The 26,423-nt window shown below is 65.5% G+C and carries 24 protein-coding genes and 2 pseudogenes; 14 read left to right on the top strand and 12 right to left on the bottom strand.

Annotation, left to right across the window (positions count from 1 at the left end; all coding sequences use genetic code 11):
- The first annotated feature begins 218 nt into the window (after window positions 1–218).
- A complete protein-coding gene (gene msbA / locus Q0L30_RS07550) occupies window positions 219–2,012 on the top strand; it encodes a lipid A export permease/ATP-binding protein MsbA (protein ID WP_296653325.1) in 1,794 nt (597 codons plus the stop codon).
- A gap of 14 nt (window positions 2,013–2,026) precedes the next feature.
- Here msbA and Q0L30_RS07545 read toward each other — a convergent pair whose 3' ends face one another.
- Window positions 2,027–3,073, bottom strand: a complete 1,047-nt coding sequence (locus Q0L30_RS07545; protein ID WP_296653388.1) for a glycosyltransferase — start codon at window positions 3,071–3,073, stop codon at window positions 2,027–2,029.
- Window positions 3,074–3,252: 179 nt separating this feature from the next.
- Here Q0L30_RS07545 and Q0L30_RS07540 point away from each other — a divergent pair.
- The 3 genes and pseudogenes from Q0L30_RS07540 to Q0L30_RS07530 all read left to right on the top strand — a co-directional run.
- Window positions 3,253–3,597, top strand: a pseudogene (locus tag Q0L30_RS07540) (IS110 family transposase); the annotation flags it as partial.
- Window positions 3,592–3,936: pseudogene (locus tag Q0L30_RS07535) on the top strand (ISNCY family transposase); the annotation flags it as partial. The pseudogenes Q0L30_RS07540 and Q0L30_RS07535, both read left to right, overlap by 6 nt.
- A gap of 526 nt (window positions 3,937–4,462) precedes the next feature.
- Window positions 4,463–5,545: a glycosyltransferase gene (locus Q0L30_RS07530; RefSeq protein WP_296653322.1), complete on the top strand. Its 1,083-nt coding sequence runs from the start codon at window positions 4,463–4,465 to the stop codon at window positions 5,543–5,545.
- Here Q0L30_RS07530 and Q0L30_RS07525 read toward each other — a convergent pair.
- Window positions 5,521–6,813, bottom strand: a complete 1,293-nt coding sequence (locus Q0L30_RS07525) for an O-antigen ligase (RefSeq protein ID WP_296653319.1) — start codon at window positions 6,811–6,813, stop codon at window positions 5,521–5,523. The genes Q0L30_RS07530 and Q0L30_RS07525 overlap by 25 nt on opposite strands.
- A gap of 327 nt (window positions 6,814–7,140) precedes the next feature.
- Between Q0L30_RS07525 and Q0L30_RS07520 the strand changes: the two genes are divergently transcribed.
- Window positions 7,141–7,983, top strand: coding sequence for a glycosyltransferase family 2 protein (locus Q0L30_RS07520; protein WP_296653316.1), 843 nt, complete (start codon window positions 7,141–7,143; stop codon window positions 7,981–7,983).
- Between the two features lie 325 nt (window positions 7,984–8,308).
- A complete protein-coding gene (locus tag Q0L30_RS07515) occupies window positions 8,309–8,617 on the top strand; it encodes a DUF4148 domain-containing protein (RefSeq protein WP_296653313.1) in 309 nt (102 codons plus the stop codon).
- A 65-nt stretch (window positions 8,618–8,682) separates the two neighbouring features.
- Here Q0L30_RS07515 and mnmH read toward each other — a convergent pair whose 3' ends face one another.
- The 10 genes from mnmH to upp form a co-directional block, all read right to left on the bottom strand.
- Window positions 8,683–9,789 (bottom strand): tRNA 2-selenouridine(34) synthase MnmH, encoded by a 1,107-nt coding sequence (gene mnmH, locus Q0L30_RS07510; protein WP_296653386.1) that lies wholly within the window; start codon window positions 9,787–9,789, stop codon window positions 8,683–8,685.
- 23 nt (window positions 9,790–9,812) lie between these two features.
- Entirely contained in the window at window positions 9,813–11,282 is a 1,470-nt protein-coding gene (gene rng, locus Q0L30_RS07505) for a ribonuclease G (protein WP_296653311.1), read from the bottom strand.
- A 9-nt stretch (window positions 11,283–11,291) separates the two neighbouring features.
- Complete coding sequence (locus tag Q0L30_RS07500; RefSeq protein ID WP_293033548.1) at window positions 11,292–11,915, bottom strand: nucleoside triphosphate pyrophosphatase; 624 nt, start codon at window positions 11,913–11,915, stop codon at window positions 11,292–11,294.
- Between the two features lie 161 nt (window positions 11,916–12,076).
- A complete protein-coding gene (rlmH, locus tag Q0L30_RS07495; RefSeq protein ID WP_293033550.1) occupies window positions 12,077–12,547 on the bottom strand; it encodes a 23S rRNA (pseudouridine(1915)-N(3))-methyltransferase RlmH in 471 nt (156 codons plus the stop codon).
- Between the two features lie 22 nt (window positions 12,548–12,569).
- Window positions 12,570–13,139, bottom strand: a complete 570-nt coding sequence (rsfS, locus tag Q0L30_RS07490; RefSeq protein WP_296653307.1) for a ribosome silencing factor — start codon at window positions 13,137–13,139, stop codon at window positions 12,570–12,572.
- 2 nt (window positions 13,140–13,141) lie between these two features.
- Entirely contained in the window at window positions 13,142–13,852 is a 711-nt protein-coding gene (locus Q0L30_RS07485) for a nicotinate-nucleotide adenylyltransferase (protein WP_296653304.1), read from the bottom strand.
- Window positions 13,853–13,856: 4 nt separating this feature from the next.
- On the bottom strand, window positions 13,857–14,813 hold the full coding sequence (gene hemF, locus Q0L30_RS07480; RefSeq protein ID WP_296653301.1) for an oxygen-dependent coproporphyrinogen oxidase: 957 nt from the start codon (window positions 14,811–14,813) through the stop codon (window positions 13,857–13,859).
- 487 nt (window positions 14,814–15,300) lie between these two features.
- The gene (purD, locus tag Q0L30_RS07475; RefSeq protein WP_296653299.1) at window positions 15,301–16,575 is read right to left on the bottom strand and encodes a phosphoribosylamine--glycine ligase; all 1,275 of its coding nucleotides are present in this window, start codon (window positions 16,573–16,575) and stop codon (window positions 15,301–15,303) included.
- 114 nt (window positions 16,576–16,689) lie between these two features.
- Complete coding sequence (locus tag Q0L30_RS07470) at window positions 16,690–17,418, bottom strand: YebC/PmpR family DNA-binding transcriptional regulator (protein WP_296653296.1); 729 nt, start codon at window positions 17,416–17,418, stop codon at window positions 16,690–16,692.
- Window positions 17,419–17,938: 520 nt separating this feature from the next.
- Window positions 17,939–18,589, bottom strand: coding sequence for a uracil phosphoribosyltransferase (gene upp / locus Q0L30_RS07465; protein WP_293042573.1), 651 nt, complete (start codon window positions 18,587–18,589; stop codon window positions 17,939–17,941).
- A gap of 422 nt (window positions 18,590–19,011) precedes the next feature.
- Between upp and Q0L30_RS07460 the strand changes: the two genes are divergently transcribed.
- The 8 genes from Q0L30_RS07460 to kdpC all read left to right on the top strand — a co-directional run bounded on the left by Q0L30_RS07460 (window position 19,012) and on the right by kdpC (window position 26,276).
- Window positions 19,012–19,791, top strand: coding sequence for an SDR family oxidoreductase (locus Q0L30_RS07460; protein ID WP_296653291.1), 780 nt, complete (start codon window positions 19,012–19,014; stop codon window positions 19,789–19,791).
- A 67-nt stretch (window positions 19,792–19,858) separates the two neighbouring features.
- Window positions 19,859–20,248 (top strand): methylglyoxal synthase, encoded by a 390-nt coding sequence (locus Q0L30_RS07455; protein WP_296653289.1) that lies wholly within the window; start codon window positions 19,859–19,861, stop codon window positions 20,246–20,248.
- Window positions 20,249–20,295: 47 nt separating this feature from the next.
- On the top strand, window positions 20,296–21,270 hold the full coding sequence (locus Q0L30_RS07450; RefSeq protein WP_296653287.1) for a quinone oxidoreductase: 975 nt from the start codon (window positions 20,296–20,298) through the stop codon (window positions 21,268–21,270).
- Window positions 21,271–21,483: 213 nt separating this feature from the next.
- A complete protein-coding gene (locus Q0L30_RS07445; RefSeq protein WP_293042580.1) occupies window positions 21,484–21,600 on the top strand; it encodes a potassium ABC transporter ATPase in 117 nt (38 codons plus the stop codon).
- Complete coding sequence (kdpF, locus tag Q0L30_RS07440) at window positions 21,597–21,689, top strand: K(+)-transporting ATPase subunit F (RefSeq protein WP_296653285.1); 93 nt, start codon at window positions 21,597–21,599, stop codon at window positions 21,687–21,689. Before Q0L30_RS07445 ends, kdpF begins: the two co-directional genes overlap by 4 nt.
- Window positions 21,686–23,491, top strand: a complete 1,806-nt coding sequence (gene kdpA, locus Q0L30_RS07435; protein ID WP_296653283.1) for a potassium-transporting ATPase subunit KdpA — start codon at window positions 21,686–21,688, stop codon at window positions 23,489–23,491. The genes kdpF and kdpA overlap by 4 nt, the downstream gene beginning before the upstream one ends.
- Before the next feature lie 16 nt (window positions 23,492–23,507).
- Window positions 23,508–25,634 (top strand): potassium-transporting ATPase subunit KdpB, encoded by a 2,127-nt coding sequence (gene kdpB, locus Q0L30_RS07430; protein WP_296653281.1) that lies wholly within the window; start codon window positions 23,508–23,510, stop codon window positions 25,632–25,634.
- Window positions 25,635–25,673: 39 nt separating this feature from the next.
- The gene (gene kdpC, locus Q0L30_RS07425) at window positions 25,674–26,276 is read left to right on the top strand and encodes a potassium-transporting ATPase subunit KdpC (RefSeq protein WP_296653278.1); all 603 of its coding nucleotides are present in this window, start codon (window positions 25,674–25,676) and stop codon (window positions 26,274–26,276) included.
- Window positions 26,277–26,423 lie beyond the last annotated feature (147 nt).

The raw sequence follows: 26,423 nt of genomic DNA, 5'->3' as shown, positions 1-26,423 counted from the left end.
GTATACACATCGGTGCGCGCACCGATGTGCCGCTAGAAGCGCGCGCCGTTGATCTGCCGTGTCCGAGGTCCACCTGCGTCAGCCTCGCTGCCGCGCGATAAGGTGCGCGGGCGCGCCCTCCATATACAATGCGGTACCGCGCCGGCAGGCGGCCGTTGGTGCTTCGCCGGGCCCGCATTTCGAATTTGCAGCAACTACGTGTATTTCCAGGGGAATCCTTGAGCAACAAGCCCACCCAGTCCACACTCAGCAAGCCGATCGGTTCCGGTGAGGCGTCGTCTCCCCTGTCTGTCGGACGCCGGCTCTGGCCCTATCTGAAGCCGCTCATCTCGGTGGCGATCGCCGCCGTGCTGTCGCTCGCGCTCGTGGCCGCGACCGAGGCCGGTATTCCCGCGCTCCTCAAGCCGCTGCTCGACCACGGTTTCGGTGCCCAGGGCAACATCAAGGCGCGCTGGATCGTTCCGCTCGCGGTGATCGGTCTCGCGTTCGTGCGCGGCATTGCCCAGTACGCGTCCGGGTACCTGCTGCAATACGTCTCCAACCGGATCCTGCTGCAACTGCGCCTCAAGATGTTCGAGCGCATGATCCACGCAAGCGTTGGATTCTTCCAGCGCGAGACGGCGAGCACGGTCATCAATGCGATCGTTTTCGAGGTCAACCAGATCCTCAACGTGCTGATGGGCGTGCTGGTGACGGCCGTGCGCGACTCGCTCACGGTGGTCTTCCTGCTCGGCTACCTGTTCTACCTCAACTGGCGCCTCACGCTGATCGTGGCCGTGCTGCTGCCGGCCATCGGCTGGCTGGTCAGCAAGATCAACCGGCGGCTGCGGCGGCTGAACCGCGAGCATCAGTTGCTGACCAACGCGCTGTCGTACGTCGTCGAAGAAACCGTGGGCGGCTACAAGGTCGTCAAGGTCCACAACGGCGAGCAGTACGAGATGAGCCGTTTCGGCGAAATGAGCCGCCGCCTGCGCGGCTACCAGATGCGCATGACGATCTCCGGCGGGCTCGCGCAGCCGCTCACGCAGTTCCTCGCGTCGATTGCGCTCGCTATCGTCCTGACGGTCGCCGTGGTGCAGGCGTCTCATGACCAGACCACGGTCGGCGGCTTCGTCGCGTTCGTGACCTCGATGCTGCTCGTCATTTCGCCGCTCAAGCACCTGATCGACGTGAATCAGCCGCTTCAGCGCGGCATGACCGCGGCGGAACTGATCTTCGGCCTGATCGACGAGCCGTCCGAGCCCGCTGGCGGTGGCAAGCCGCTCGAGCGCGCACGCGGCCAGATCGAGTTCCGCGACGTTGGGTTCGCGTACGGCGCGGGCGGGCGGCCGATCCTCGGCGGCGTGTCGTTCAAGGCCGCGCCGGGCGAGATGATCGCGCTCGCGGGCCCATCGGGCAGCGGCAAGACGACGCTCGTGAATCTTCTGCCGCGCTTTTTCGATCCGACTGGCGGCCAGGTGCTGGTCGACGGCGTGCCGCTGCCGGACTACGACATCCATGCATTGCGCAGCCAGATTGCGATGGTGAGCCAGGACGTGACGCTCTTTAACGACACGGTCGCCAACAACGTCGCGTATGGCGAGACGGCCGATCCCGAGCGCGTGAAGAATGCGCTGCGTGCGGCCAACCTGTGGGACACGGTTGAGGCGCTGCCGGACGGCATGCAAACGCTCGTCGGCGACAACGGCATGAAGTTCTCGGGCGGCCAGCGTCAGCGCCTCGCGATTGCTCGTGCGATCTACAAGGACGCGCCGATCCTGATTCTCGACGAGGCGACCTCGGCACTCGATTCGGAATCGGAACGCCACGTGCAGGCAGCGCTTGAAACGCTGATGCAGGGACGCACGACGCTCGTGATTGCGCACCGTCTCTCGACGATCGAACGCGCGGACCGGATTCTCGTCATGGAAGCGGGGCGCATTGTCGAGCAAGGCAGCCATCGTGAATTGCTCGCGCATGGCGGGCTGTACGCTCACCTGCACCAGATTCAGTTCCAGCAGAGCGCGGCCTGATCCTGGCGTCGGCTTTAGCGCCGATTTCTTCGCGCGATGCGCTTGATCCAGATCCCCGGTGCGTAGATCCCGGGGCACGCGGCATACAGGTAGATCCGGATGCGCAGGCCGGGCTTCACGCCATCGCTACGCAAGAGGAGGGCGAGCCGCTCGGCGCCTCCCATCGCATCGAACATCGCCTGAATGAACTGCTTGCGCGCGAGCGCGGGCGCAAGCGCCTCACGCATGCGCGCGCCGACGCCGGCCGTGTCCGCGTCGTGCTGCAGTTGGGCCAGCTCCGCCAGTTCATAGCGATTGTTGCGCTTCATGCGCGCTATCTGTTCGGTTACCGATCGATAGCTGCGCTTTTGCGACAGCCCGCCGCGCCGGCGGCAGACGAGCGGTTCGCGCAGGCTCAGCGCTCCGCCCGAAAGGATCGCGCGCAGCACCATGATCTGGTCTTCAGCAGCGGCGCCCGGCAACATCGGGCCAAAGCGTTCGAAGAGCCGCCGTGACCACGTATGGGCGGCGCCGACCAGCCAGGGCCGCTGGGCCAGCCAGTCGTCGAAGTTCCGATAGCCGTCGAGTTCAGTGGGCGCGATGGGCGCATGGACATCGCCTGTTGCATCCATATCGATCAGGTCTGTGGCGATCAGGTCGGGATGCCGCTCGTGCGCGAGCCAGTGTTCGACCACCCGCTCGCAGCGGGAGGGCAGCGACACGTCGTCGCCTGCCGCCACGAACAGCAACTCCCCTTTTGCCATCTGAGCGAGTTGCGACAGATGCGCGCTGATCCCCTGGTTGACCTCATTGCGCCGCACTGTGACCCGATGCGGGCCGCCGTATCCGCCCACGGCGGCTTCGATCGCGGTAAAGGTGCCGTCGCTCGATGCATCGTCCGAAATGATGATTTCAAGTGGTGTCCACGTCTGTGCGAGGACGCTGCGCACGGCATCGGTTATCACCCGTTCCTGGTTGTAGGCGATCAGCAGTACGGATACGAGCGGTCGCTCGCGTTCCGGTGCGACGGCGGGTGTGGGCGGCAGTGGTGCCGATGTGGCGGGATGCGGGCTGTCGATCATGTGTGCGTGGTTAGCTCGGCCCGTCGGCGCGGAGCGGGTTACTGGCGAACGGGGTAATTGTAAGAGCAAAGTAGATGGAATGGCCGCCTCCCGCCTTAACGGGCTGTCCGGCGCCGCGGGCTCGAATCCTGTGCGTGTCACATTGCTGGTTCGGCAGTTCTGCCGCCAAGGAGAACCAGATGGAACCCACGACCATTGCCATCGACCTGGCCAAATTCGCTTTCCAGATTCACTATGTTGAGCCTGAGACCGGCGCGATTCACAGCAAGGTGCTCAAACGCGCCCAGCTCGTCCCGTTCTTCGCCAATCGGCCTGCGAGCCGTGTCATTGTGGAAACATCTGGCAGCGGTCACCACTCGGCCCGGGTCCTGGCGCGGCCTGGCCACGACGTGCGGCTCATCGCAGCCCGGTTCGCGTGGCCGTTCGTGAAGTCAAACAAGAATGACGCTGCCGACGCCGCGGCGATCTGGGAAGCCGCCCAGCGTCCGGGCATGCGGTTCGCGGCCGTCAAGACGGAAGACCGGTTGGCGGAAGTCGATCAGGGCACGGTGGTCGAACATAAGCACCTGAGCCACTTGCTCCAGGTCGCACAGGCGGTGTAGGCGCAACGCGACAATCGCCGGGCGTCCGGCTCGCTTTCCTGCACGAATCGGGGTGCCGAGGTTCGCTAGCCAGAACGTCAGTCCGGCACGAATAAGCAGCGCGAGTTCACGCCGACCGACGTTGAGCATGTGATCGTCGATCCGGCACAACGCAGGCAGGCGCAGAAGTCGCCCGGCAAACCTGGCCGTCGCTCCGCCAGGCGCAGTGCAACGGGCGTCAGCGCGCTGCCAGATCAGGCGAGGTCCTTCGACACTGCGTGATCTGTAACACGCAATAGATAATCCCGGCCCTCTTTAGACGCGGACATTTGAATGTGGCTGGAAAGCGGACATTTCAGAATGGCTTTAACAGTAATTCAACCGATCAGTTATCCTGTGTAATATTTCAGTTCTAATGCCTGGAAAATGCGCTCGTATAGCGTGCTAATGCGGGAGGCGGTCAGTATCTAAGGGTGCGTAAGCGAATCCATTCCCGGACGGTTGGATACCTGTGTTGCTAAGGATCGCGACGCATATTATCGGTGTCGCGACCCGGCGACGCGCTTCTCCGCGTAGCCGAACGTCGGAATGGGATCAATCACGCACTAGCGCCGGCTCCCAGCAGCACTGCCATGCCGCTCGTATCCTGAATCCGCTGGAACTACGCTGCGCAGACGGTGTTCAACAGGGTTGCACGCCGTGCGTGTTGATACAATCGCGGCTGTTCTGACATACCCGCGTGGCAGGGCGTGCTGCATGGCACGCATGGTTTGCCGGCGACCCCGCAATCTTCATCGAGACCTGAACCTTGTCCGATCCGACAAAGCGCACGCTCACCGACATCGCCTTGACCGCCCAGGCGCTCAAGAACAGCGGCGGCGCCGAGCGTTACACGCGTGACGTGATTGCGGGCTTTCATCGCCTCGGGTTGCGCCCGACGTTGTTTGCCCGTGAAATCGACCGCTCGCTGCCCGAAGCCGCATGGATCGAGCAGAAGCCGCTGAATGTGCGCTGGGCGCCGCGCAAGCTGCGTAATTTCGCATTCGACTGGCGTCTGAAGCAGTGCCTGAAGCGGCATCGCCCGGCATGCGTGTTCTCGATCAACCACACGACGCACGCCGACATCGCGTTGTGCGGCGGCACGCACCCGGGATCGATCGAGGCTGCGCGCCGGGCGGTCCGGCGCAGCGACGTCTGGCAAATCGACCTCGAACGCCGTGTCTACTCGCAGGCGCGAAAGATCGTGGCCCATTCGCAGTTGATGAGCCGCGAGTTGCAGCGTTTCTATGGTGTGCCCGCCGAGCGCATCGACGTGCTGTATCCCCCGGTCGACATCGCGCGCTTTCGCCCGCTGGCCGACGCTCAGCGCGCGCAGTTGCGCGAGCAATTCGGCTGGCCTTCGGATCGCGTGGTTTTCGTGTTTTCTTCGACGAGTCACGAGCGCAAGGGCTATCCGCTCCTCGAAGCGTTTTTTGCGAAGACGACCTTGCCGGTTTTGCTGGTTGTCGCCGGGCGGCCGGTGCCGAAGACGAGCGATACGATTCGCTATGCGGGGTACAGCAACGAGATCGAAAAGCTCTTCGCTGCAGCCGATTTCACGGTGGTGGCTTCGGAATATGAGCCGTTTGGCCTCGTTGGCGTGGAGTCGGTGATGTGCGGCACGCCGCTTGTGATTGCCGATAACGTCGGCTCGGCGGAAACGGTCACTGGAAACGCCAAGATCGAATTCTCACGGCAGTCGCCGGGCAGTTTCGAACGGGCGATCGAGGCGGCCGTGGCACGCGTGCGCAGCGGCAATGCCCAGATCGCCGATCCGCTCGCGAACCTCACCTATGACCCGGGCGTCGATGCACACTGCCAGGCGCTCTATGCTCTGATGTCGTCGGCCTGAACTTCGAGCGGGCGCGCCTGGCGTACCGCGGCCAGCTCGCGCTTGCGCGCGTCGATGACGGCGAGCAGCGTGGCGACCATCAACGCCAGTAGCGAGGTCACCATGACCGGCACCAGCACGTCGATGGTCAGCCCGAAAATGACCGTGCTGGTTGCGACGGCAAGCCCCGCATACGACGCCGCGCGGATAGTCGGATCGGTCGCGTGCCGCTCGCGCCAGAAGTACACCGAAATCCCGAAGTAAAAGAGAAAGAGGCACGCCACGCCAACCAGTCCCAACTCGGCGAGCGTTGAGAAGAAATCGCTATGCGCGCGTTCGTTGACGATTTCTGGCGGTGATTTACCCTGCTTGGACATTTCGTTCAGTACGTCCGAGAGATGTCCTTTGCCGATGCCGTAAAGCGGATGCTGCACGAAGAGTTTGCCAGACGCCTCCCAAAGGGCTTGCCGTTCGCCGATCGAGGTTCCGACGACGCCGCGCCGTGCCATCGTGAGGTCACTGGTGACGTCGGCGATGCGTTGCTGGACCGGTTTGAGCGAAAGGGTCGCGGCGGATGCGAGCACAAGCACGACCACCAGCGCTACGAAGCGTATCTTGTGCGCGAACCAGCGGTATTGCGCCGCCAGCAGGATCACGAACACGGGAATGGCGAGCCAGCCGCCGCGCGTGCCTGACGCAATCGAGGCGCAGCCGCCGCCGAGGAGCGCGAGCAGTCTGGGCACGAGGGTGCGCCAGTGAGGCGGATTGTCCCAGCCGAGCGTGAAGAGCGACAGGAAGGCGAGCAGCAATGCGGTGTCACCAAACGGAATCGGATTGGTGTACCAGTTGCCCATGCGATGCGCATCGCCCCAGCCGCCGGGCGGCTGATCGATGAGCGCCGCAATGCCGACGGCGATCGCGCCCACCACGCAGCCCCAGCCGATAGACTTCAGGTGGCGCGTGGGCATCTGGCGCAGAAAGAGGAAAATCAGCAGGGCGAGCGGAAAACGTGAAAGCGCATCGAACTGGCGTGGCAGCCAGAAGTGGAACACCGTTTGCTGAACGGCAATGGCGATGATGAACGCGCTCATCCCAACCGTGTACCAGCGATAGATGCGCAGACCTGCGAAATAACCGGGGGTGTGCCGGTTGGCAATGGCGGCGCCGAGCGCGAGCGCGAGAAGGGCGAAGAAGCTGTAGCCGGTGCCGCCGCGCCACACCAGGTTCACGGCTGGTGCGAGAAAGAGAAAGGCTGCGGAAGGTAATTGAAGGCTGCGTATTAGTTTCATAGACGATCAATCAGGCCTCGGGCACTTTCGCCTCGAGAATGCAAACCTTGCATTATATCGGCCGCCCTGAGGCTGCGGCCGCGCGGGACGCTCCCGGCGTGCGCGGCAAGGTGGTGAAAACCGGCGATTTCTGCTTTCGGTGGACTCGGCGGTACAATGCCCGGTCAGAGTTCCGGCGCGATCGTTTGCGCGCGTTTTGTCGCGCGCGGTTACGCAATTTGCCCTGTCGCAGTAAATGACTCGATGCAGCCGGGGTGGCTGCGGCAATTGCGGCAATTGCGGCAGTTGCGGCGCTCAGGCCGGCGCCGATCCTAACGGACCCATTCGATGTTCTCTATCATAATCCCGACCTGGAACAACCTGGCGTATCTCCAGCTGGTGATCGACAGCCTGCAGCGTCATTCGACACACCAGCATCAGATCATCGTCCACGTGAACGACGGCTCGGATGGCACCCTCGACTGGGTGCGCGCAAACGGCATCGAGTACACCGCATCACCGGCGAACATCGGCATCTGCCACGCCGTCAATCTCGCAGCCGCACGTGCGAAGCACGACTACATCGTCTACATGAATGACGATATGTATTGCTGCCCGGGCTGGGACGAAGCACTCGTGCGCCGCATCGGACAGATGCCGTCCGATCTGTTCATGCTGTCGGGCACGATGATCGAGCCCGTCGACACGGGCAATTCGTGCGTAGTGGTTCAGGACTTCGGCCGCAGCGCCGAGGCCTTTCGCGCCGACGAACTCGTTGCCGCCACGCCCAGGCTCGTGCGGGCCGACTGGCGCGGTGCGACGTGGCCGCCCACGCTCGTGCATCGGGACTGGTGGAACAAGCTTGGGGGCTACAGCAGCGAGCTGAGCCCCGGCATGAGCAGCGACAACGACTTTTCGATGAAGCTGTGGGCCGCCGGATGCCGCGTATTTCTCGGCGTTGGCGACAGCCTCGTCTATCACTTCCAGCAAAAGAGCACCGGCAAGATCGTGAAGAACGACGGGCGGCGCCAGTTCCTCAACAAGTGGGGTATGACGCAGGCGACGTTCGACCGTTATTTTCTGCGGCGCGGTCAGCCCATCAGCGGGCCGCTGGCGTTGTCCGAGCCGGAGCACACGGTACGCCTGAAGCGCGCGTTGCTGAAGTCCCGCATCAAGCGCGCGTTTAGCTAATCGGCGGCGGCCACTGCGGCACTCGTGCGCTCGCCAGGAACGCGCTGTTGGCTGCTCCCACCAGGTCGCATCCGCACGACACACCCGCGCACGACACCCTTCATCGGTCCCCGATGACGTTGCGACGGACGACCGGACGAACAAACGCACTCGCGGACCCTTTTACAGGGATGCAGAAGCGATACCCGCCGATTCTTTCGATACCTGGAACGGTATTTTAGAAGATCAGGGGTTAACCCTGACTCTCGATCCTCCTAGACTGTGTTCATCGGTCACATGCACACACCGTCGCATGCAGGCCGAATCAGCAAATGGAGGATGTACCGTGAAGTCCCTGATTCAAGCCGTTGCCGTTGCCGCCGCACTCGTTGTTCCCGTTGCTTCGTTCGCCCAGTCGCACTCGACTATTACGCGTGAGCAGGTTCGCGCGGAACTCGTGCAACTCGAGCAGGTGGGTTACCACGTCGGTGAAGGCGACAACACCAACTATCCGGAAGCGATCCAGGCCGCTGAAGCACGCGTGGCCGCGCTGAACGCGAAGACCGGGGTTGGCGGCGTGGCTGATGGCTCGTCGCAAGCCGGTGGCCAGCCGAAGGTGTCGGCGCAGGACTGGAACGCGATGTACAACCACTGAGCACGCCGCTTTCCGTTGAGGGCGCAACGAGGCGGACTGTGAGCCGCCGCGCCGCGCCGCGCCGCTCAGCGAAGTGCGCTGGCGTCGCTGTTAGTGTTATCGGCGTTATCGTCGCTCTCGGCGCGGGTCTCGCGCAATTGATCGAGTAGCGTTCGCGCCTGGGCGACAGTGTCGCCGCGCACCGGATGGAACGCAAAACGCGGCGCCGCTTCCAGTTTCGCGAAGTTGCGCCGGGTGCTGCGCGTGTAGGCCGGATCGTAGTGCTCGGCGACGAGCGCCTCGGTCAGCGTCATGCGATCGTCGGCGTCGAGCAGACGGCACCACGTCTCAATGCGCTCGTGTCCGTGCAGCGGCACGAGCTTCAGCAGTTGCTCCCGGAAGTAGCCGCGGTCAGCGAGCAGGTGGCCGTATTCCTCCAGCAGCAGCGCGACGCGCTCGTCGCGCGCCACATCTACCACGACGCATGGCGCCGCGCGCATCGTATCGATGAGTGCGACCGGCACCGTGATGGTGCCGATGCGCCGGCTTTCCGCTTCGACGAACACCGGTTGCTCCGTATCGAGCGCGTGCAGCGCCTGAATCAGCGCCGTATCGAACGACTTCTGCGACGGCTGCCCGCGTTCGGGCAGTGCGCCGAGCAGCGAGCCGCGATGCGCCGCGAGTGCCTCGAGATCGAGCGTCTGCGCACCGGCTTCCGCGAGCGCCTGCAACAGGCGCGTCTTGCCGCTGCCCGTGGGCCCTGCGAGCACGACATAGCGGTAGTTCGCGGGCAGGGCGCCGAGCGCCTCGACCACGGACTGCCGGTACGCCTTGTAGCCGCCTTCGAGCTGGCGTGCGCGCCAGCCGATCATGTTGAACATCGTCGTCATCGACCCGGAGCGCTTGCCGCCGCGCCAGCAGTAGATGAGCGGGCGCCAGCCGCGCGGCCGTTCGGCGAAGAGCGTGTCGAGATGCGCGGCGATGTTGCGCGCGGCGATTGCCGCGCCAACGCGTGCGGCTTCGAACGGCGATTGCTTGTACAGCGTGCCGACAATCACGCGTTCTTCATTGCTCATCACCGGCGCGTTGATCGCGCCGGGAATGTGGTCTTCTGCGTATTCGAGCGGCGTTCTGACGTCGATGATTTCATCGAATTCGCCGATCTGTCCGATGGTGACGCGCTGCTGGTTCAACTGCTGTGCTCCGTGATGCTGCATTACATCAGCACGATATCGTACTGTTCCTGGCTCAGGTTCGACTCGACCTGAAGCGACACCGGCTTGCCGATGAAGTCGATCAGCATCGCGAGATGCTGCGACTCTTCTTCGAGAAAGAGGTCGATCACCTGTTGCGACGCCACCACGCGGAATTCGCGCGGATTGAACTGGCGCGACTCGCGCAGGATCTCGCGCAGCACGTCGTAGCAGACCGTGCGTGCCGTCTTCACCTGGCCCTTGCCGAGGCACGTGGGGCACGGCTCGCACAGCACGTGTGCGAGCGATTCGCGCGTGCGCTTTCTCGTCATCTCGACGAGCCCCAGTTGCGAGAAGCCGTTCACGGTCACGCGCGTGCGGTCGCGCGAGAGCGCCTTCTTCAGTTCGCCGAGCACCTGTTCGCGATGCTCGACGTTCTCCATGTCGATGAAGTCGATGATGATCACGCCGCCGAGATTGCGCAGGCGCAATTGGCGCGCGATCGTGTGCGCCGCTTCGAGGTTGGTCTTGAAGATCGTGTCGTCGAAATTGCGCGCGCCCACGTAGCCGCCGGTATTCACGTCGATCGTCGTCATCGCCTCGGTCTGGTCGATCACGAGGTAGCCGCCCGACTTGAGATCGACGCGCCGTGACAGCGCGCGCTGGATTTCGGCCTCGATGTTGTAGAGGTCGAAAAGCGGGCGCTCGCCCGCGTAGTGATGCAGCTTCGGCGACACGGCCGGCGTGAATTCCACCGCGAATTCCATGAGCTTCTGGAAGGTTTCGCGCGAATCGACCTGCATGCGCGTCGTCTCTTCGTTCACGAAATCGCGCAGCACGCGCTGCGAGAGATTCAGGTCCTGATAGAGCAGGCTCGTTGCAGGCAGGCGCTGCGCCTGCGCGAGAATCGTCGTCCAGGTCTTGCGCAGATACGCGACGTCGGCGGCGAGTTCTTCGCTCGATGCGTCTTCGGCAATCGTGCGCACGATGTAGCCGCCTTTCTCGTCGGCGGGCAGCACGGCCGTGAGGCGCGCGCGCACCGCTTCGCGCTCGGCTTCGCTTTCGATCTTCTGCGAAATGCCGATATGCGGTTCCTGCGGCAGATAGACGAGCGTGCGTCCCGCGATGCTGACCTGCGTCGAGAGCCGCGCGCCCTTCGTGCCGATCGGATCCTTCACGACCTGCACCATGAGCGTCTGGCCCTCGAAGACGGTTTTCTCGATGGGCTGATGCGGCGCGCTCTGATGCGTTTCGCCGGCGATGCGCGGCTGCCAGATGTCGGCGACGTGGAGGAATGCGGCGCGTTCGAGGCCGATGTCGATGAATGCCGACTGCATGCCCGGCAGCACGCGCACGACGCGGCCGAGATAGACATTGCCGACGCGCCCGCGCGAGAGCGTGCGCTCGACATGAAGCTCCTGCACTGCGCCCTGCTGGACGAGCGCGACGCGCGTCTCCTGAGGCGTGACATTAATCAGGATTTCTTCGTTCATGGTGTTGTTCTAAAAGTCGATGCGCGCCGCGCGCAGGAGCGCGGCTGTTTCGAATAATGGCAAACCCATGATACCCGAATAGGATCCGTCGATTCGCTCGACGAATTCGGCTGCACGGCCCTGAATGCCGTATGCACCGGCCTTGCCGAAGGGCTCGCCGCTCGCGACGTAGCGCGCAATTGCCGCGGGCAGCGCGGCGGCGAAGCGCACATGCGAGTGCGAAAGCGCGACGGGCAGGCACACGCCTGCCGCATCGACGACGGCCACTGCGGTGAGCACCTCGTGGTCGCGCCCGGCGAGGCGTTCGAGCATCGCGTAGGCGTCGGCGGCGTCGTGCGGCTTGCCGAGGATATGGCCGTCGATCGAGACCGTGGTGTCGGCGGTGAGGATCGGCGCGAACGGATGCGCGCCCGCGACGAGCCGCGCGCGCGCCGCGTCGGCTTTGGCCGCGCACACGCGCGTGACGTAGTCGGCGGCGCGCTCGCCGGGCAGCGCGGCTTCGAGCGCTTCGGCGTCCTCGTCGGGGCGCGGCAGCAGCAGTTCGAAGCGCACGCCGAGCTGCTGCAGCAACTCCTGGCGGCGCGGGCTTTGCGAGGCGAGATAAACGTACGGATAAGTCACGGAGGAGGCCATCTGAGCGTCTCGGACGTGGCGGATAGTCGAATCAATCGGATCAATCGGATCAAGCGAATCAATCGAATCAAGCGGATCAGGAAAAACGGCGCGCGCAGCGCCCGCTGCGCGCGAATCTTGCGAATCATGCGGATTGCGCAAATCGTGCGGATTTGCGCGGATCAAACGCGATGATAGGGGTGATTCTGCGTAATGGTCCACGCGCGGTACAGCTGCTCGGCGAGCAGCACGCGCACCATCGCGTGGGGCAGCGTGAGGCTCGACACGCGCAGGAGCAGATCGGCGCGCGACTTGAGTTGCGGGTCGAGCCCGTCCGCGCCGCCGATCAGGAACGCCACGTCGCGCCCGTCCTGCTGCCACAGCGGCAGCGCCTGCGCGAGCTGCATCGTGGTCCAGTCCTTGCCGCGCTCATCGAGGGCGACGAGGCGCGCGTTCTTCGGCAACGTCGCTTCGATGCGCGTGCGCTCGGCGGCCATCACGCTTTCGGCGCTGCGGCTCGACGAGCGCTGCTCGGGCTTCACCTCGCGCAACTCGATGCGCAGCTCGGGCGGCATGCGCTTCGTGTATTCCTCGAACCCCTCGGCGATCCAGTCCGGCATCTTGTGGCCGACGGCGACGATATGCAGCTTCATCTGATCAGCGTGTGCGCGGCGCTCACTTCGCGGCGCTGCGGCGCGCAGGGCTCTTGCGCGCGGGTGCGCCGGGCCGTGAGGCAGCGGGTTTTGCGGCAGTCTTCCTGGCGGCGGGCTTGGCAGCGGTTTTTGCCGCAGCTTTCTTCACTGCCGGCTTTTTCGCGGCGGCGGGCGCCGCGTGGCCGATGTCGTCCTCGTCTTCGTCGTCCATCGGCTCGCTCGGCTGCGCACCCGAGAAACCGCCGACGCTCGCGAGCTTGAGGCGCACGGGCTTGTCGCCCCAGATTTCTTCGAGGTTGTAGTACTGGCGCAGCGCCGGTTGAAGGATATGGACGACCGCGTCGCCGCAATCCACGAGCACCCATTCGCCGATGTCCTCGCCTTCCGTGCTGATGATGTCGCCCCCGGCTTCCTTGACCTTCTCGCGCACGCTGTTGGCGAGCGCCTTGGTCTGGCGGTTCGAGGTGCCGCTCGCGACGACCACACGGTCGAAGAGTTCGGTCAGGTGGCTGGTGTTGAACACCTTGATGTCCTGTGCCTTCACGTCTTCGAGGCCGTCGACGATAGCGCGTTGCAGTTTGCGGATGTCCATATTTACTCGTGGTACAGATGATGTTGAAGAATATAGTCCCACACGGGCGCGGGAATGGAGGCGGTGGGTGTGCCGATGCCGGGCGCGCCGGTGTCGTGCGCGGCACGGCGCGCGCGGATCTGTCGGCGGATTTCGGTGGCCGACACATCGTACGCGAGCGCCTCGTCGATCATGACGCAGCCGTGCGGCGTCGCGGCGAGCGCGGCGGGCGCGGCGCGCCGTGCTTCGACTTCGGCGGCGACGGCAGGCGGCACCGACGCGAAATCGAAGCCCGGACGGCTCGCCACACCGACGTGCGCGAGGGCGAACAGTTCGCGCCAGAAGTGCCAGGTGTCGAGATGCAGCAGCTGGTCGGCGCCCATCAGCAGCGTGAGCGAAGCGTCGCTGCCGTTGTGCGTGCGCCAGCGGCGCAGCGTCTCGACGGTGTACGTGGGGCCGTCGTGCTCGATCTCGTCGGTATCGACGCGCACCGTCACGCCCGGCAGCGCGAGCGACGCGGCGGCCGCGCGGGTCATCGCGAGCCGGTGCTCGGCGGCGCTCACCTCGGGCTTCTGCCAGGGCTGACCGGCCGGCAGCAGCACCAGTTCCGTGAGGCCGAGCAGCCCGGCGAAACGCCGTGCGAGCGCGAGGTGGCCCTCGTGGATCGGATCGAAGGTGCCGCCGAGCAGGCCGATGCGGCGCGCGAGCGGACGAGGCGAATCGACTGGCGTCACGGCGTCAGATCCAGTCGCGCACGGGCAGGAAATCGGTGTAGAGGCGCGCTTCCGGCGAACCCGGCTGCGGCCGCCAGTCATAGCGCCAGGTCGCGCTGGGCGGCATCGACATCAGGATCGACTCGGTGCGCCCGCCGCTTTGCAGACCGAAATGCGTGCCGCGGTCGAGGACCAGATTGAATTCGACGTAGCGGCCGCGCCGGTAGGCCTGGAATTCGCGCTCGGCTTCGCCATACGGCGTCGCGCGGCGCTTTTCGATGATCGGCAGATACGCCTTGAGAAAGCCCTCGCCGACGCTCTTCACCATCGCGAACGCCTGCTCGAAGCCGCCTTCGGCGTAGTCGTCGAAGAATATCCCGCCGATGCCGCGCGCTTCGTTGCGGTGCTTCAGGAAGAAATATTCGTCGCACCAGTGTTTGAAGCGCGGGTAAAGATCCGGGCCCCAGGGCGCGAGCGACGCCTGGCAGACGCGATGGAAATGCTGTGCGTCTTCCTCGAAGCCGTAGTAGGGCGTGAGATCCATGCCGCCGCCGAACCAGAAGACGGGCGCTTCGCCGGCCCTGGTCGCGAGCAGCATGCGCACGTTCATGTGCACGGTCGGGCAGTACGGATTGCGCGGGTGCAGGACGAGCGAGACGCCCATCGCCTCGAAGCCGCGGCCGTCGAGCCCGTTGCGCGCGGCGGTGGCCGAGGGCGGCAGGGCGTCGCCCGAGACATCCGAGAAACCGATGCCCGCGCGCTCGAAGAACTGGCCGTCTTCGAGGATGCGCGTGCAGCCGCCGCCGCGCAGCTTCTCGCCTGCGGCGCGCTGCCAGCGGTCGGTGGCCATCGGCGTGCCGTCGAAGCTGCCGAGCGCGTCGGCGATCTGCGTCTGCAAGCCGGACAGCCAGGCGCGCACAGCGCCGCTGTCGGGAGTCGTGCGCTCGTTGGGCGCGCCAGTGCTGATTGAGTCGGTCGTCATCGTTATGTGCGGGCTTAATGGGTCAACAGCGATGCTATCGGCAGTGTTAACGGCGGGGCGAACCCGGCGGGGCGAACCGCGCGCCGGACAGCTTTGGCGGGCATGATGGCGTGGTTCGGTGGCCGGTGTCGGGCCGCTGGCGCGCGGATGAGCGCGCGGCACGGCTGACAGCGGCAGTGTAGCGCCGTTCGGGCAGCCGACGGCGCGCAGCCAGGCCGGATGCGCGGCACGTTCGCGCTGTCGCGCGAGCCTGGCGCCGGGCCGCGACGGGGTTCTGGCCCGGTTTGCGCGGGTTGCACAGCACCGTCAGCTGTGGTGCGGCGGCTCGCTTGGTTCAGGCTCGGGTGGCTCCGGTTCGTACATGCACCGGCGAGCGGCACGGGGCACCGGACCCGGCGAGCGCCTGGCCAACATCTCGTGAACCGCAGCGCCGAAACCCGGCGGTCAGGCCGCGCCGCCGTCTTGCGAGACGGCGGCGGTGCGGCTTTTATTGCTTGCGGCCAGCGGCGCGATAGCCGATGTCGTGGCGATACTGCATGCCGTCGAACGAGATGCGGTTCACGGTCTCGTAAGCCACCGATTGCGCGCTGCGCACCGAATCCGCGAGGCCGACCACGCACAGCACGCGGCCACCTGACGTGAGCAGCTTGCCGTCGACGAGTTGCGTGCCCGCGTGGAAAGTCACGGAATTGGCGGTTTCGGCGGGGATGTCGCTGATGCGGTCGCCCTTGCGCGGCGTGTCCGGGTAGTTGTGCGCGGCGAGCACGACGCCGAGCGCCGTGCGGCGGTCCCATTCCAGCTCGACCTGGTCGAGCGTGCCCGCGATCGCGTGCTCGAAGACCTTCGAGAAGTCGCCCTTCAGGCGCGCCATGATCGGCTGCGTTTCGGGGTCGCCCATGCGGCAGTTGAATTCGAGCGTCTTCGGGTTGCCCTGCGCGTCGATCATGAGCCCGGCGTAGAGGAAGCCCGTGAAGCGGATGCCTTCCTTCTCCATGCCCGCGACGGTCGGCAGGATGATTTCGCGCATCACGCGCGCATGCAGTTGCGGCGTGACGATGGGCGCGGGCGAGTAGGCGCCCATGCCGCCCGTGTTCGGGCCCTGGTCGGCGTCTTGCAGGCGCTTGTGGTCCTGGCTCGATGCGAGCGGCAGCACGTGCTTGCCGTCGACCATGACGATGAAGCTCGCTTCTTCGCCCGCGAGGAATTCCTCGATCACGACGCGTGCGCCGGCGTCGCCGAGCCGGTTGTCGGCCAGCATCATGTCGATGGCCTGATGCGCTTCTTCCAGCGACATCGCGACGACCACGCCCTTGCCTGCGGCGAGGCCGTCGGCCTTGATGACGATGGGCGCGCCGTGCGTGTCGACGTAGGCGTGCGCGGCGGCTGCATCGGAGAAGGTCTCGTAGGCGGCCGTGGGGATGCCGTGGCGCTTCATGAACGCCTTGGCGAAATCCTTCGAGCTTTCGAGCTGCGCGGCTTCCTTCGTCGGGCCGAAGACCTTCAGACCGCGCGAGCGGAACACGTTGACGATGCCGGCTGCGAGCGGCGCTTCGGGACCGACCACGGTCAGCGCGACCTGTTCGCGCTCGGCGAAGTCGGCGAGTTCGTGGATGTCCGTGATGTCGACGTTGGCGAGCCGCTCGTCCTGCGCGGTGCCGCCGTTGCCCGGTGCGACGTAGACGAGCTGCACGCGCGGCGCCTGGGCGAGCTTCCACGCCAGCGCATGTTCGCGGCCGCCAGAACCGACGACGAGTAACTTCATTTGAATCCCCGAAAGACCAGAAAACAGTGAGGCCGGCGCGTGGGCGCCGGCCGCGGTATCACACGCTGTATGACGATGACGCGGCGCTGCCGCCCCGGCAGGGCGCTGCCTGCGTCATTCGTCGGCGATCGACGCGTTGGTGTAGACCTCCTGGACATCGTCCAGGTTTTCCAGCGCGTCGAGCAGTTTTTGCATCTTCACCGCGTCGTCGCCGGTGAACTCGACTTCCGACTGCGGCTTCATCGTGACTTCGGCCATTTCCGCCTTGAAGCCCGCGGCTTCGAGCGCGGCCTTCACCTTCGGAAAATCGAACGGCGGGCAGACCACTTCGATGCTGCCGTCCTCGTTCGTCACGACGTCGTCGGCGCCCGCTTCGAGCGCGGCGTCCATGAGCTTGTCTTCCGGCGTGCCCGGTGCGAACACGAACTGGCCGACGTGATCGAACATGAACGCCACCGAGCCGTCCGTGCCCATGTTGCCGCCGAACTTCGAGAACGCGTGGCGCACTTCCGCGACGGTGCGGGTGCGGTTGTCGGTCATCGTGTCGACGATGACGGCCGCGCCGCCGATGCCGTAGCCTTCGTAGCGGATTTCCTCGTAGTTCGCGCCATCGACGCCGCCGACGCCGCGCTGGATGGCGCGGTTGATGTTGTCCTTGGGCATGTTGGCGTCGTACGCCTTGTCGACCGCCAGACGCAGGCGCGGGTTGGAGTCGATATCGCCGCCGCCCATGCGCGCCGCCACCTGGATTTCCTTGATGAGCCGCGTCCAGATCTTGCCGCGCTTCGCGTCAGTAGCGGCTTTCTTGTGCTTGATGTTGGCCCATTTCGAATGACCCGCCATACCTTTCTCCGTCGCATGCGCCAGCGCGGGCGCTTGCATTGTGCAATCTGCAGTTGTCGATGCGTGTTTGCGGGCGAGGCTGCGCAGTGCCGCCGCTGCGGCGCGTGGCCGGTACGCCCATGATTGGTTTGTCCGCCCGAAACGCGGTGCGCTCGCGAGCCAGGCGCCGTCTTGCGCTTGATTGCGCCCGGCTGTGCTTCGTTGCACACGGCGGCGGCCGGCTGCGGCGCGTATCCGGTTCGCGCGGGCCGCATGCGCGGGGTGGGCGCGCCATGCAGCGGGCGCGCCGGACGCCCGTTCAGGTGGATCTGAATTTTATCACGGCGGCGTCGCCGAACCGTGGCCCCCAGACAGCGGGCAGGGCGCTCTTTGCGGCTAATTTGCGCGGGCGATTTGCCCCGGGTGATTCGTGCGGGTGTTTTGCCCGCTTCAGTCTGCTTCGGTCCGCTTTGCGGCGGCCCGGCGCGACCAGGAGGCGCGGCGCCGGGCAAAACCGCTGGCGGGGAACGCGCCGCCGTCGTCAGTTCTTCGTGCCGAAGAGCCGGTCGCCCGCGTCGCCGAGGCCCGGGATGATATAGGCGTGGTCGTTCAGATGCGAGTCGAGCGAGGCGACGTAGAGCTTCACGTCCGGGTGCGCGCGCTGGAATACCTCGACGCCTTCCGGCGCCGCCACCAGCGCAAGGAACGAGATGCGCTCGCCCGTCACGCCGCGGCGCTTGAGCACGTCGACTGCGTGCGCCGCCGAGTAGCCGGTCGCGACCATCGGGTCGCACAGGATGAACGTCCGGTCTTCGAGGTCGGGCAGGCGCACGAGGTACTCGACCGGGCGATGGTCGTCGGCGCGATAGACGCCGATATGGCCCACACGCGCCGACGGGATCAGTTCCAGCAGTCCGTCCGACATGCCGACGCCCGCGCGCAGCACCGGCACGATCGCGAGCTTCTTGCCCGCGATCACGGGCGCGTCGACGTCGACGAGCGGCGTCGTGACGCGGCGTGTCGTGACCGGCAGGTCGCGCGTGATTTCATAGCCCATCAGCAGCGTGATTTCGCGCAGCAGTTCACGGAACGTCCGCGTGGACGTGTCCTTGTCGCGCATGTGGGTGAGCTTGTGCTGGATCAGCGGGTGGTCGAGGATGAAGAGGTTGGGAAAACGGCTGTCCTGTTTCATGGCGGGGCGCACAAGGCTGCAAGAGGAATCGGGGAATCTGGGAAAACGCGTTGCAGCCGTGCGCGGCAGGCGGCCGAAGAGATGGCCGGCGCGGCTCGCGCAGCGCACTGGCCGCGCTACAGCGTGGAGTATACGGGATATGCCTGTGCTCCGGCGTGCTTGCGCCGGTCCCGCCCGGCATGCGTCAAAGCCCGCGATGTCGTGCCAGGGCGGGCGCGGCGGGCGCGATTCTTCTAGAATCCGTAAAACGGCGGGGCGCCAGCCGCGAGCGGCTGCCGCGCAAGCGGCAAGCAACCGTTAAGCAACCGTCAAGCAGCCGTCAAGCAGCCGTCAAGCAATCGACGCTAGATCAACCCACCCGCGCGGCATGCAGGCAAGTGGCAGGCCGGGGCGGCACGCAAGCACGAAAGGACCGGATCACGATGGACATGGGCATCGCAGGACGCAGCGCGCTGGTGTGCGCGGCAAGCAAGGGCCTCGGCCGCGGCTGCGCCGAGGCGCTCGCCGCCGAGGGCGTCAACGTCACGATCGTTGCGCGCACCGCAGCGACGCTCGAGGAAACCGCCGCGCAGATCCGCGCGAATACGGGCGTCGAGGTGAAAACCGTCGCGTGCGACATCACCACCGGCGAAGGCCGCGCCGCCGCGCTCGCCGCGTGCGGGCAACCGGACATTCTCGTCAACAACGCGGGCGGGCCGCCGCCCGGCGACTTCCGCTCGTACACGCACGAGGCGTGGACCGCCGCGCTCGAAGCGAACATGCTCACGCCGATCGCGCTGATTCAGGCCACCGTCGACGGCATGATCGCGCGCGGCTTCGGGCGCATCGTCAATATCACGAGTTCGTCGGTGAAGGCGCCGATCGACGTGCTCGGCCTCTCGAACGGCGCGCGCTCGGGGCTCACGGGCTTCGTCGCGGGCGTCGCGCGCCAGGTCGCGGCGACGGGCGTCACGATCAACAATCTGCTGCCGGGCGCGTTCGATACCGACCGCATCCAGGCCACGCTCGTCGCGCAGTCGCGGGCGAGCGGACGCCCGGTCGACGAAGTGCGCGAGCGCCGCCTCGCGTCGATTCCGGCACGCCGCTTCGGCACGTCCGACGAGTTCGGCCGCGCCTGCGCGTTCCTGTGCAGCGTTCACGCGGGCTATATCACGGGACAAAACTGGCTGATCGACGGCGGCGCGTTCCCCGGCACCTATTGAGCGGGCACATTCCGAGTTGTAATTTCCGGCGTACCTTGACCACCTGAAACGAAGGAGCACCGAAGTCATGGCAACTCGCGTCGCGCTGATCGCGCACGACCACAAGAAAGACGACATCGTCAAACTGGCCGGCGAATTCGCCGATACGCTGCGCCACTGCGAACTCATCGCGACGGGCACGACCGGTTCGCGTATCGAGGCTGCGCACGGCCTGAACGTCGAGCGCATGCTCTCGGGCCCGCACGGCGGCGATCTGCAGATCGGTGCGCAGCTTGCCGAGGGCCGCGTCGACATGGTGATCTTCCTGCGCGACCCGATGACGCCGCAGCCGCACGAGCCGGACATCAACGCACTCGTGCGCGCGTGCGACGTGCACAACGTGCCGTGCGCAACGAATATCTCGACGGCGCGCATGATTCTCGACGCGCTCAAGGTGCGTGTTTCGGGCGCGGCCTGAGCGGCCTGCAGCGACCCGCAGCGCGATCAACACAACAAGGAGACACGATGAGCAAGGCAATCCGAATCGAGCAGACCGGCGGCCCCGAAGTCATGAAGTGGGTGGACGTCGACACGGGCGAGCCGGGCGAGGGCCAGGTGCGCCTCAGGCAAACCGCGTGCGGGCTCAACTATATCGATGTGTATTTCCGCACCGGTCTCTATCCGCAGCCGCTGCCCGCGGGGCTCGGCATGGAGGCGGCCGGCGTGGTGTCGGCGGTCGGCCCCGGCGTGACGGACCTCAAGACGGGCGACCGCGTCGCGTACGTGGCGCGTCCGCCGGGCGCGTATGCCGAGGAGCGCGTGCTGCGCGCCGATCAGCTGATCCGCCTGCCCGATGCGATCAGCGACGAGGCCGCCGCATCGATCATGCTCCAGGGCCTCACCGCGCAATATCTGCTGCGCCGCACGTATCCCGTGAAGGCGGGCGACACGATCCTGATCCAGGCCGCCGCGGGCGGCGTCGGACTGTTTGTTTGCCAGTGGGCGAAGGCGCTCGGCGCGACGGTGATCGGCACCGTGAGTTCCGACGAGAAGGCGCAAATCGCGAAAGCGCACGGCTGCGATTACCCGATCGTGTACACGCGCGAGGATTTCGCCACGCGCGTGCGCGACATCACGCAAGGCGCGGGCGTGCCGGTGGTGTACGACTCGATCGGCAAGGACACGTTTGCAAAGTCGCTCGACTGTCTCGCGCCGCTCGGTCTATTCGTGAGCTTCGGCAATGCGTCGGGTCCGCTGCCGCCGATCGATTCGTCGGAATTCGCCGGACGCGGCTCGCTGTTCTTCACGCGCCCGACGCTCTTCACCTACATGGCCAAACGCGCCGACTACGAGCGGATGGCCGCCGAACTCTTCGAGGTCGTCGCGTCGGGCAAGGTGAAGACGTCGATCAATCAGCGCTATGCGCTCAAGGACGTCGGGCAGGCGCACGCCGATCTCGAAGCGCGCCGCACCACCGGCTCGACCATCCTCATTCCCTGATCGCCCCCACCGCGATCGTCTCTGACATTAAAGGCGCGCAAGCCTCGCTTGCGCGCCTTTTTCCATGGTCACGCTGCGTGCGGGCGGCGGTTATGCGTTCTGTTACGCGCATTTTTACGCGTTTTTTATAGGCATCCAGCGACCTTTAATCCGTTCTTGACGCGCAAACCCGTACTGTTCTCCATACGAAATCCGTCAATGGAGAACAAGACAATGGACGTGCTGTGCATCGGGGGGCTGGCGGTGTTCGCGGGGCTCACGTACGCGTTGCTGGCCGGCTGCGAGAAGCTCATGCAGTACGGGCGCGGCGAGCGGGGAGCCCGCTCATGACCTGGATCCTGTGGTTGTCGGGTACGGCAACGCTGTTGCTGTTCGGCTATCTCATCTACGCGCTCCTGCGCGCGGAGGATATCGAATGAACGCCAACAATCTGCTGCAGACCGGCATTTTCCTCGTCATCCTGCTCGCGCTCGCCGTGCCGGTCGCGGGCTATATCACGCGGGTTCTCGACGGACGCTCGCGCGTCGTGCGCCTGTTCGCGCCGCTCGAAAATCTGCTCTATCGCATCGCGGGCGTCGATCCGCAAGCCGAGATGAACTGGAAGCGCTACGCGCTCGCCACGATTTCGTTCAACGTGCTCGGCACGGTGTTTCTTTACGTGCTGCTGCGCATCCAGGGCTGGCTGCCGGGCAATCCGCAGCAGTTCGGCCCGATGACCGTGGACGGCGCGTTCAACACGGCCGTCAGCTTCGTCACCAACACGAACTGGCAGGACTACACGCCCGAGCAGACCGTGAGCTACCTCACGCAGATGCTCGGTCTCACCGTGCAGAACTTCCTTTCGGCGGCGACGGGCATCGTGGTCGTGATCGCGCTGATCCGCGGTTTTGCGCGCCACTCGATGCAGACCATCGGCAACTTCTGGGTCGACCTCACGCGCACGACGCTCTACGTCCTCGTGCCGATGGCGGCGGTCATCGCCGCGCTCCTGATGAGCCAGGGCATGATCCAGAACTTCAAGGCGTATCAGGACGTGCCGGTGCTTCAGGCCACCACGTACGCAGCGCCGAAGCTCGACGCGCAGGGCAACCCCGTGAAGGACGCGCAGGGCAATGCCGTCACGGTCGCCACGAAGGTCGCCACGCAGACCATTGCCATGGGCCCGGCCGCTTCGCAGGTCGCGATCAAGATGCTCGGCACCAACGGCGGCGGCTTCTTCAACGCGAACTCCGCGCATCCGTACGAGAACCCGACGCCGTTCTCGAACGTCGTCGAGATGTTGGCCATCCTGATCATTCCGGCGGCGCTCTGTCTCGTGTTCGGCAACGTCGTGGGCGACCGGCGCCAGGGCATTGCGGTGCTGGCCGTCATGACGATTGCCTTCGTGCTTGCCGTGGGCGTCGAACTGGGCGCGGAACAGGCGGGCAATCCGCTCTTCACGACGCTCAACGTCGATCAGCATGCGAGCCTGCTGCAGGCGGGCGGCAACATGGAAGGCAAGGAAACGCGCTTCGGCATCGCGCAGAGCAGCCTCTTCGTGGTCACGACCACCGCTGCGTCGTGCGGCGCCGTGAATACGATGCATGACTCGCTCACGCCGCTCGGCGGCCTGGTTCCGATGCTCTTCATCCAGCTCGGCGAAGTGATCTTCGGCGGCGTCGGCTCGGGGCTCTACGGCATGCTCGTGTTCGCGCTGCTCGCGGTGTTCGTCGCGGGGCTGATGATTGGCCGCACGCCCGAATACGTCGGCAAGAAAATCGAGTCGTTCGAGATGAAGATGGTTTCCATCGTCGTGCTGCTCACGCCGATGCTCGTGCTCCTCGGCACCTCGATTGCCGTGCTCGCCGACGCGGGCAAGACCGGCATCGCCAATCCAGGCGCGCATGGCTTCTCGGAGATTCTCTATGCGTTCAGCTCGGCGGCGAACAACAACGGCAGCGCCTTCGCGGGCCTCACGGTGAACACGCCGTTCTATAACTGGATGCTCGCCATCGCCATGTGGTTCGGCCGCTTCGGCACGATCGTTCCGGTGCTTGCCATCGCGGGTTCGCTCGCCGGCAAGAAGCGTCTCGCCGAAACCGGCGGCACGCTGCCCACCCACGGACCGCTCTTCGTCGTGCTGCTGCTCGGCACCGTGCTGCTCGTCGGCGCGCTGACCTACGTGCCCGCGCTCGCCCTCGGCCCCGGCGTCGAGCATCTGATCATGATGGGCGTGCATTGAACAGGACTTCACCAACATGAATCAACATAGTGCTACACGGTCCATGTTCGATCCGGCGCTCCTGCGTCCGGCCATCGTGGACTCGTTCAGGAAACTCACGCCGCGCACCCAGCTTCGCAACCCGGTGATGTTCTGCGTGTATGTGGGCAGCGTGCTCACGACGATCCTGTGGATCGCCGCGCTCAACGGCCAGGCTGAGGCGCCGCAGGGCTTCATTCTCGCCGTCACGCTGTGGCTGTGGTTCACGGTCCTGTTCGCGAACTTCGCCGAAGCGCTCGCGGAAGGGCGCTCGAAGGCGCAGGCCGCGTCGCTGCGCCAGGCCAAGCGCGACGTCATGGCGAAGAAGCTCAACGAGCCGCATCCGAAAGCGCCGATCCGCATCATGACCGCGACCGATCTGCGCCGCGGCGACGTGGTGCTCGTGGAAACGGGCGATACGATCCCGGCCGACGGCGAAGTGATCGAAGGCGTCGCTTCGGTGGACGAATCGGCCATTACCGGCGAATCCGCGCCGGTGATCCGCGAATCGGGCGGCGACTTTTCTTCGGTGACGGGCGGCACGCGCGTGCTCTCCGACTGGATCGTCGTGCGCGTCACGGCGAACCCCGGCGAAGCGTTCCTCGACCGCATGATCGCCATGGTCGAAGGCGCGAAGCGCAAGAAGACGCCGAACGAGATCGCGCTCACGATCCTGCTCGTTGCGCTCACAATCGTCCTGCTGCTCGCGACGGCGACGCTGCTGCCGTTTTCGATGTTCTCGGTCGAAGCGGCCGGGTTGACACATTCAGTGGGCCACGTCGTCACGATCACCGCGCTCGTCGCACTGCTCGTGTGCCTGATTCCGACCACCATCGGCGGGCTGCTTTCGGCGATCGGCGTGGCGGGCATGAGCCGCATGATGCAGGCCAACGTGATCGCCACGTCGGGCCGCGCCGTGGAAGCGGCGGGCGACGTGGACGTGCTGCTGCTCGACAAGACCGGCACGATCACACTCGGCAATCGCCAGGCGTCGGCGTTCATCGCGGCCCCGGGCGTGACCGAAGAAGCCCTCGCGGATGCGGCGCAGCTCGCCTCGCTCGCCGACGAAACGCCGGAAGGCCGCAGTATCGTCGTGCTCGCGAAGCAGCGCTTCAACATTCGCCAGCGCGACATGGGCACGCTCCATCCGGTGTTTCTCTCGTTCAGCGCGCAAACGCGCATGAGCGGCGTGGATCTGTTTCCCAACGGGCCGGGCGCCGGAACGCCGGGCCGCGAAATCCGCAAGGGCGCAGCCGACGCGCTCAGGCACTACGTCGAATCGCACGGCGGACGCTTCCCGGCTGAAGTCGATAAGGCTGTGGACGACGTCGCACGTCGCGGCAGCACGCCGCTCGTCGTCGCGCATCGCCCGCAGGATGGCGCGGCGCAGGTGCTCGGCGTGATCGAGTTGAAGGACGTGGTGAAGGGCGGCATCAAGGAGCGCTTTGCCGAACTGCGCAAGATGGGCATCAAGACCGTGATGGTCACGGGCGACAACCGGCTGACCGCCGCCGCCATCGCGGCCGAAGCGGGCGTGGACGACTTCCTCGCGCAGGCGACGCCCGAAACGAAGCTCGCGACGATCCGCGAACACCAGGCGCAGGGCAAGCTCGTGGCGATGACCGGCGACGGCACGAACGACGCTCCGGCGCTCGCGCAGGCCGATGTCGCGGTGGCGATGAACACGGGCACCCAGGCCGCGAAGGAAGCGGGCAACATGGTCGACCTCGATTCGAACCCGACGAAGCTCATCGAGATCGTCGAGATCGGCAAGCAGATGCTCATGACGCGCGGCTCGCTCACGACGTTCTCGATTGCCAACGACCTCGCGAAGTACTTCGCGATCATCCCGGCGGCGTTTGCGACCACGTATCCGCAGTTGAACGCGCTCAACGTGATGCATCTCGCGACACCGGCTTCGGCGATCCTCTCGGCGGTGATTTTCAACGCGCTGATCATCGTGCTGCTGATTCCGCTCGCGCTGAAGGGCGTGAAGTACCGGCCGCTCGGCGCGGCGATCCTGTTGCGCCGCAATCTGCTGATCTACGGCCTGGGCGGGATTCTCGTGCCGTTCGTCGGGATCAAGCTGATCGACATGGTGCTCGCCGCGTTCGGCTGGGTCTGATCCGCACGCGCCTATTTGATGAGCTATTCGGGAAAGAACATGAAATCGCTGTTTCGTCCTCTTATCGTGATCTTCGCCGTGCTGACGGCGATCACGGGTCTCGCGTATCCGGCCGTGATGACGGCGTTCGGTCAGGCGGCGTTTCACCGCGCGGTCAACGGCAGCCTGATCGTTGTCGACGGCAAGGTGGCCGGGTCCGAACTGATCGGCCAGCAGTTCGACGCGCCGCAGTACTTCTGGGGGCGTCTCTCGGCCACGTCGCCGAATCCGTACAACGCGACGAGTTCCGGCGGCTCGAATCTGGGCCCGACCAACCCGGCGCTCGCCGACGAGGTCAAAGGCCGCATCGCCGCGCTCAAGGCCGCGGGCACCGACGTTTCACAGCCCGCTTCACAGCCCACTTCGCAGCCGATCCCGGCAGACCTCGTGACGTCGTCGGCAAGCGGCCTCGATCCCGAGATTTCCCCGGCTGCGGCGGCCTATCAGGTGGAGCGCGTCGCGCGCGCGCGCCATCTGAATCCGGTCGACGTGCAGGCGCTCGTGGACCGCTATACGAAGGGGCGCCAGTTCGGCGTGTTCGGCGAGCCGCGTGTGAACGTGCTCAAGCTGAACCTCGCGCTCGACGGCAAAGCAGCCAGTTGAGCCGTGCAACGACCCGAACCGCACGCAGCGCGACTCACGCTGGGTGCGGTTTGCCATTTGTATGCAGCGGTGAGACGATCAGCATGATCTTTCGCGGCACTGAACTATTTGCAGCGGCATCAAGAGTGGCACCAAGCGCGGCATCAA

Source organism: Paraburkholderia sp., from assembly GCF_024281035.1.
Classification (GTDB): domain Bacteria; phylum Pseudomonadota; class Gammaproteobacteria; order Burkholderiales; family Burkholderiaceae; genus Paraburkholderia.
This window is presented reverse-complemented; position numbering and strand designations above follow the sequence as displayed.

Bases quoted from the DNA above. Each gene is read 5' to 3' on its own strand.
- Q0L30_RS07545 (WP_296653388.1), bottom strand. From the start codon at position 3,073: ATGATCGACAGCCCGCATCCCGCCACATCGGCACCACTGCCGCCCACA.
- kdpF (WP_296653285.1), top strand. From the start codon at position 21,597: ATGACCTGGATCCTGTGGTTGTCGGGTACGGCAACGCTGTTGCTGTTC.
- Q0L30_RS07460 (WP_296653291.1), top strand. From the start codon at position 19,012: ATGGACATGGGCATCGCAGGACGCAGCGCGCTGGTGTGCGCGGCAAGC.
- rlmH (WP_293033550.1), bottom strand. From the start codon at position 12,547: ATGAAGCTGCATATCGTCGCCGTCGGCCACAAGATGCCGGACTGGATC.
- rsfS (WP_296653307.1), bottom strand. From the start codon at position 13,139: ATGGACATCCGCAAACTGCAACGCGCTATCGTCGACGGCCTCGAAGAC.
- Q0L30_RS07500 (WP_293033548.1), bottom strand. From the start codon at position 11,915: ATGGCCTCCTCCGTGACTTATCCGTACGTTTATCTCGCCTCGCAAAGC.
- kdpA (WP_296653283.1), top strand. From the start codon at position 21,686: ATGAACGCCAACAATCTGCTGCAGACCGGCATTTTCCTCGTCATCCTG.
- Q0L30_RS07450 (WP_296653287.1), top strand. From the start codon at position 20,296: ATGAGCAAGGCAATCCGAATCGAGCAGACCGGCGGCCCCGAAGTCATG.
- Q0L30_RS07445 (WP_293042580.1), top strand. From the start codon at position 21,484: ATGGACGTGCTGTGCATCGGGGGGCTGGCGGTGTTCGCGGGGCTCACG.
- hemF (WP_296653301.1), bottom strand. From the start codon at position 14,813: ATGACGACCGACTCAATCAGCACTGGCGCGCCCAACGAGCGCACGACT.
- Q0L30_RS07525 (WP_296653319.1), bottom strand. From the start codon at position 6,813: ATGAAACTAATACGCAGCCTTCAATTACCTTCCGCAGCCTTTCTCTTT.
- upp (WP_293042573.1), bottom strand. From the start codon at position 18,589: ATGAAACAGGACAGCCGTTTTCCCAACCTCTTCATCCTCGACCACCCG.
- rng (WP_296653311.1), bottom strand. From the start codon at position 11,282: ATGAACGAAGAAATCCTGATTAATGTCACGCCTCAGGAGACGCGCGTC.
- Q0L30_RS07520 (WP_296653316.1), top strand. From the start codon at position 7,141: ATGTTCTCTATCATAATCCCGACCTGGAACAACCTGGCGTATCTCCAG.
- Q0L30_RS07455 (WP_296653289.1), top strand. From the start codon at position 19,859: ATGGCAACTCGCGTCGCGCTGATCGCGCACGACCACAAGAAAGACGAC.
- Q0L30_RS07470 (WP_296653296.1), bottom strand. From the start codon at position 17,418: ATGGCGGGTCATTCGAAATGGGCCAACATCAAGCACAAGAAAGCCGCT.
- kdpC (WP_296653278.1), top strand. From the start codon at position 25,674: ATGAAATCGCTGTTTCGTCCTCTTATCGTGATCTTCGCCGTGCTGACG.
- purD (WP_296653299.1), bottom strand. From the start codon at position 16,575: ATGAAGTTACTCGTCGTCGGTTCTGGCGGCCGCGAACATGCGCTGGCG.
- kdpB (WP_296653281.1), top strand. From the start codon at position 23,508: ATGAATCAACATAGTGCTACACGGTCCATGTTCGATCCGGCGCTCCTG.